The following is a 5964-nucleotide window of genomic DNA, read 5'->3' on the forward strand; positions in this document are numbered from 1 at the left end:
AAGGACAACCGCAAGGTCCCCGTCCGGGATATCAAGGACAACCGCAAGGTCCCCGTCCGGGATATCAAGGACAACCGCAAGGTCCCCGTCCGGGATATCAAGGACAACCGCAAGGTCCTCGTCCGGGATATCAGGGGCAACCACAAGGTCCTCGTCCGGGATATCAGGGACAACCGCAAGGTCCTCGTCCGGGATATCAAGGACAGCCGCAAGGCCCTCGTCCAGGGTATCAGGGACAAGGTCCTGGACAAGGACAAGGTCCCCGTCCAGGGTATCAAGGACAAGGACAAGGTCCCCGTCCCGGATATCAAGGACAAGGGCAAAGTCCACGTCCAGGAATGGCACCGCGTGCTGGTGCAGGTGCTCCCTCAACTCCTACAATTACTGAACAAGCTAAGCGACAGTTGCCAGCTAATAAAAAAGCCCAAGACAAAGCTTATGAACGCAAACGCGAAGTCGAGAAAGAAAGAGAAAATGCGATTCGTTCACCACATAGACGGTTCCAAAAACATCCTAAAAAAGAAGTAAGGGACACGACCCCCAAACACATTGTAATTCAAGAATCGATTTCAGTACAAGATTTAGCCAGTAAGATGAGCCGTAAAGCAGGAGAACTGATCAAACAGCTGATGAATTTGGGTGTTATGGCTACCATTAATCAGGAGTTAGACTCAGAGACTGCTACAATTTTGGCTGGTGAACTAGGTGTCACTGTAGAGGTAAAAGCGGAAAAATCAATGGCTGTAATTGAGGAGATCCAAGATGATCCGAAAGACCTCGTTTTCCGTCCACCGGTTGTAACCGTAATGGGACATGTTGACCATGGCAAGACGTCACTCTTGGATGCTATTCGTACCACACATGTGACTGCTTCGGAAGCAGGTGGAATAACCCAGCATATTGGTGCGTACCAAGTTGAAATCAACAATCAAAAGATTACGTTCTTAGATACACCTGGCCATGAGGCTTTCACGTCAATGCGGGCTAGAGGAGCACAAGTTACGGATATCGCAGTTTTAGTAGTGGCGGCAGATGATGGAGTTATGCCTCAAACCATAGAAGCAATCAATCACGCCAAGGCGGCTGAGGTTCCCATCATCGTAGCCATTAACAAAATAGATAAAGAAAATGCAACTCCGGAAAAAGTAAAACAAGAACTGACAGAGTATGGTCTTGTCGTTGAAGAATGGGGCGGAGATACCATTGCCGTTCCTGTCTCAGCAAAAAATAATTTAGGCATCGAACAACTTCTCGAGATGATTTTGCTGGTCGCAGAAGTTCGTGATTACAAAGCAAATCCGAACCGTCCGGCTGCTGGAACCGTCATCGAGGCAGAGTTGGATAAAGGAAAGGGACCGATCGCTACGGTTCTCGTTTCCAAGGGTACTCTCAATATTGGAGATGTTGCAGTAGCTGGTTGTGCCTATGGACGAATTAAGGCCATGGTCGATGATAATGGGCGACGGGTTAAAAAAGCAGGCCCATCCATGCCGGTTGAAGTTCATGGCTTATCCGAAGTGCCTGAGGCTGGAGAATTGTTCTATATAGTCGCAGATGAAAAATTGGCGCGCCATATTACAGCCGCACGTACGGCTGTGCGTAAAGTGGAAGAGTCTAAAAAGATTGTGGCTAAAGTGAGTTTAGAAGACCTCTTTGACAAGATTAAAGAGGGCGAAATTAAAGAGCTCAACGTTATTATTAAAGCAGATGTCCAAGGATCGGTTGAAGCTTTGCGTCAGGCGTTGCTGAGGCTTTCGACAGGCGAGGTGCGCGTCAACCCAATCCATGGTGGAGTCGGTGCTATTAATAAAAACGATATTATGCTGGCCTCAGCTTCCAATGCGATTATTATTGGCTTCAATGTTCGGCCGGATGCTAATGCGAAAGCGACGGCTCAACTCGAAGGCGTCGATCTAAGACTCTATCGAGTCATCTATGATGCCATTGAAGATGTTAAAGCAGCCATGACCGGACTTCTTGATCCAACCTTTAAAGAGGTTGTCTTAGGCAAAGTTGAAGTCCGTCAGGTCTTTAAAGTACCAAAATCGGGGACTGTTGCTGGATGTATGGTAACAGAAGGAAAGATCATCCGTTCTGCTAAGGTAAGAGTTATCCGGGATAGCATTGTCATTCATGATGGTGTTATGGAGTCATTGAGACGCTTCAAGGATGATGTCAAAGAAGTTGCCGAGGGTTATGAATGTGGTATTGGCATCGAAAAATTCAATGACATTAAAGAAGGAGACATCATTGAAGCGTTTGTCCTGGAAGAAGTCAAACGCACATTGTAGTAAATCAGGCCCTGGAGGTATTGGTATGTCTAAACATCGACCCAATCGATTGGCAGAAACACTCAAAGAAGAGATTTCTCAACTTATTCGGGTAGAGTTGAAAGATCCTCGGATTGGATTTGTCACCCTGACTAGTGTGGATGTCGCTGATGATTTATCCCATGCTAAAGTGTACGTTAGCGTTTTGGGCACGGAAGAAGAAGGAAAGGTCACCTTGGAGGCTCTGAATCGAGCTGCGGGGTACGTACGGTCTGAAATCGGAAAACGTGTACGCCTGCGCCATGTCCCTTCCATTGTGTTTAAATACGATCCTTCTATTCAACATGGCGCCCACATTGCTAAGCTATTACAAAATGTTGGACTTGACGATTCGAGTAAGGAAGAATCCCATGAATGAAAATAGTCATATTGAAGAGATGATTCGAGTGTTAAGAAAAGCGCCAAAGGTGGCGCTTTTCTCCCATGTATCACCCGATGGGGATTGTATCGGATCTATGTTAGCAATAGGTCTTGCGTTAGAGAAGATGGGTAAAGAAGTAACCTATTACAATCCGAATCCGGTGCCTAATAATTTAAAGTTTTTGCCAGGCTCGTCTCGGGTAAGTCAGGAGCTTCCGAATCCTCAACCTAAAACCTTACTGTTTGTGGATTGTACGGATCTGGGGCGCGTAAATCTTTCAATAACCGACCTCTCTGAAGAAAGCATAGTGCTTAACTTAGATCACCACATCTCAAATCAGCTCTTTGGTCACGTTAACTGCATCGATGCCCAAGCAAGCGCTGTTGGAGAACTCGCCTTTACCCTTATTCAGCAATTAGGCGTAAAAATAGATGAAGAGATAGCCACGAATCTTTACACTGCCATTGTAACGGATACTGGCTGCTATCAATACAGTAGTACGACGGCTCAGACTCATCGTCTGACTGCAGACTTATTGGACAAAGGCATTGATATACAAGATATTCACCATCATATTTTTGATCAAAAGCCCCTTGCCCAAGTTAAATTACTGCAATATGCTCTAAATGGATTAGGAATTTATGCAGAGGGTCAACTGGCAATCATGACCTTAAGCTTAGAAGACTTTCGAAAAAGTAAGGCTGATCAGGAAGTAAGTGACGGATTGGTGAATCATATTCGAAGTATTGCGGGCGTTGAAGTGGCTGTATTGCTGAAAGAGGTGGGACCTCAAGAAATCAAGGGAGGTCTCCGTTCTAATCTCTGGTTGAATGTCAATGAAATTGCTGCACAGTTCGGTGGAGGAGGGCACAAGCGTGCTGCAGGATGTACGTTCAGAATCCCTATGGCTGAAGCTAAACAAAACATCATCTCGGCAATTGAGGAGGGGTTAAGGAGTGGAAGGAGTCATTAATGTCCTTAAACCCCCTGGAATGACCTCTTCAGATGTCGTAGTCTGGCTGAGAAAGCTCTTGAAAATTAAGAAAGTCGGCCATACCGGAACGCTTGACCCTGGAGTAGCTGGCGTGTTACCCATATGTGTTGGGAGGGGGACCCGTCTTGCAGAATACATTACTGAGCAGGGTAAAGCTTACATTGCTGAGGTTACCTTTGGAATCACAACAGAAACTCAAGACGCTTCCGGAAAAGTGACAAAAAGAACTTCCCCGGATTTGAAACGGAGTGACTTAGAGCGGGTTATCCCAAGTTTCCAGGGTAAAGTGTCTCAGATTCCCCCGATGTATTCGGCGGTTCGCAAAGAAGGAAAACATCTTTATGAATATGCTCGGCAAGGGTTAGCTGTTGAGATAGCACCACGCGAAGTATCTATCTACAAATTAGAGCTGGCAAAATGGTATGAAGGGGAGTACCCACGGGCAATCTTAGAGATTGAATGCTCAAAGGGGACATACATACGGACAATAAGTCATGATCTGGGACAGGCTTTAGGTTGTGGCGCACATATGTCCTATTTAGTACGCGTCCGATCTGGTCCGTTTAAGATCCAAGCGAGTTGGACACTTGAGGAAATAGAAGAGGCCACAGGTCTCGGTAACTATGCTTTTTTACTTCCTCTAACCGCAGGAATTGATCTGCCTCAAGTATTTTTATCCGCGGTGCGAGGGAATGCCTTCCGGCATGGCTTGCCAACTAAGAGAGAATGGGTCAAGTCATCAAGCGAGGGAAGTGAGCCGTTTGTTCAGGTGATAGAGGATGGCAAATTAATCGGAATTGGAATTTGGCGAGAGGAAGGCCTATTTCCGCATAAGGTTTTAATTTAGGAGGGTCTAATCGGTGCAAGTTCGAACAAGTCTGCCAATAGAAAGTGAACCCTGTGTTTTAGCTTTGGGTAATTTTGATGGGGTACATCTAGGACATCGTCGATTGCTGGAACAGGGATTAAGTCAAGCGATGAGTTTGGGTGTGAGCCTAGATGTATTAATCTTTGAACCTCATCCGCTAAAGGTGCTATTTCCCGAACGGGGAATTAAACTCTTGTCGACAAATCAAGAGCGTTTACACTATTTAGAGGAAATTGGGGTTCGCACTGTCTATCTTTTACCGTTTACTAGAGAAATGGCAAAGACTTCTCCGGAACATTTCGTCGAGAAGATTCTGCTTCCCCTAGGTATAATTCATGTTGTGGTTGGATTTAATTACTCATTTGGTGATCAAGGTAAGGGGAATTCCGAGTTAATTCAGGTTTTGGGACAGAAACATGGATTTGGAGTGAGTGTACTTCAAGCTCAAATGTTAGATGGTCAGGTGATCTCTTCGAGTAGTATACGTAAAGCACTTTTACAGGGGGATATTAAATTAGCTGCGTCTCTACTTGGGCGTCCACCATACTTACGTGGGACCGTCGTACATGGGGAAGAACGAGGTCGTCTGCTTGGTTATCCAACAGCAAATATTCTCACCTCAGAAGACTTTCTAGTTCCAAAGAGAGGGGTCTATGCGGTTAGAGCTTATTTGGACGGTAAGAGTGTATCGGGGATGATGAACATTGGTATGAAACCAACGTTTCACGACCTCTACGATACTATAGCCGAGGTGCATTTTCTCGATTTTGAGGGAGATTTATACGGTCAAGAGATTACGGTGCTCATTGAGGAGCGCTTGCGGGATGAACGAAAATTCAAAGGTGTCGATGAACTGTTGATTCAGTTAAATAAAGACAGGGCTAAAGCCCAGGTTCTCCTGGAAAATTAAGCATAAATTAATCAACTTTACAAAAGCTTCGTTACAATGTATACTGTTTTAGAAACTATAAGGACCCACTGACTCGGTTTGACGAAGTCTCCAACGTTATCCTGGGCAGTTGGGAATGATGAAAAAATGGAGGAAACTTATCATGATGACACCTGAGAAAAAGCAAGAGATTATTCTCAAGCATGCACAACACGAAGGGGACACTGGGTCTCCGGAAGTGCAAATTGCGCTTCTGACTGAACGGATTACCTATTTGACAGAGCACTTTAAGACGCATAAAAAAGACCACCATTCCCGTCGTGGACTTTTGAAAATGGTTGGTTCAAGACGTGCGTTGTTAACGTATCTTAAAAATGTTAATTTCGAACGTTATCGGAATATTATTGGCGTGCTGGGATTACGGAAGTAATCAACTCAAAGGCCAAAGGAGCGAAGCGGATCTATGTGGTCCGCTTCTTTCTTTTTTATGCTATCAGAAAGTATAAACTTGCGTTATATACT

6 protein-coding genes are annotated in these 5964 nt (G+C 45.1%); all 6 read left to right on the plus strand.

The features are described from left to right. On the plus strand, positions 1 to 2291 hold a 2291-nt coding region (gene infB / locus JL57_RS23955), incomplete at its 5' end, for a translation initiation factor IF-2 (protein ID WP_034144455.1). Between the two features lie 25 nt (positions 2292 to 2316). Continuing rightward, a complete protein-coding gene (gene rbfA, locus JL57_RS23960; RefSeq protein ID WP_034144450.1) occupies positions 2317 to 2688 on the plus strand; it encodes a 30S ribosome-binding factor RbfA in 372 nt (123 codons plus the stop codon). Beyond that, positions 2681 to 3664, plus strand: coding sequence for a bifunctional oligoribonuclease/PAP phosphatase NrnA (locus JL57_RS23965; RefSeq protein ID WP_034144451.1), 984 nt, complete (start codon positions 2681 to 2683; stop codon positions 3662 to 3664). Before rbfA ends, JL57_RS23965 begins: the two co-directional genes overlap by 8 nt. Next, on the plus strand, positions 3648 to 4532 hold the full coding sequence (gene truB / locus JL57_RS23970; RefSeq protein ID WP_034144452.1) for a tRNA pseudouridine(55) synthase TruB: 885 nt from the start codon (positions 3648 to 3650) through the stop codon (positions 4530 to 4532). Before JL57_RS23965 ends, truB begins: the two co-directional genes overlap by 17 nt. 13 nt (positions 4533 to 4545) lie before the next feature. Next, on the plus strand, positions 4546 to 5463 hold the full coding sequence (locus tag JL57_RS23975; protein WP_034144453.1) for a bifunctional riboflavin kinase/FAD synthetase: 918 nt from the start codon (positions 4546 to 4548) through the stop codon (positions 5461 to 5463). Between the two features lie 142 nt (positions 5464 to 5605). After that, positions 5606 to 5872, plus strand: coding sequence for a 30S ribosomal protein S15 (gene rpsO, locus JL57_RS23980; protein WP_034144454.1), 267 nt, complete (start codon positions 5606 to 5608; stop codon positions 5870 to 5872). Positions 5873 to 5964: the final 92 nt, after the last annotated feature.

The organism is Desulfosporosinus sp. BICA1-9 (assembly GCF_000802135.1).

Bases quoted from the DNA above. Each gene is read 5' to 3' on its own strand.
- rbfA (WP_034144450.1), top strand. From the start codon at position 2,317: ATGTCTAAACATCGACCCAATCGATTGGCAGAAACACTCAAAGAAGAG.
- JL57_RS23965 (WP_034144451.1), top strand. From the start codon at position 2,681: ATGAATGAAAATAGTCATATTGAAGAGATGATTCGAGTGTTAAGAAAA.
- rpsO (WP_034144454.1), top strand. From the start codon at position 5,606: ATGATGACACCTGAGAAAAAGCAAGAGATTATTCTCAAGCATGCACAA.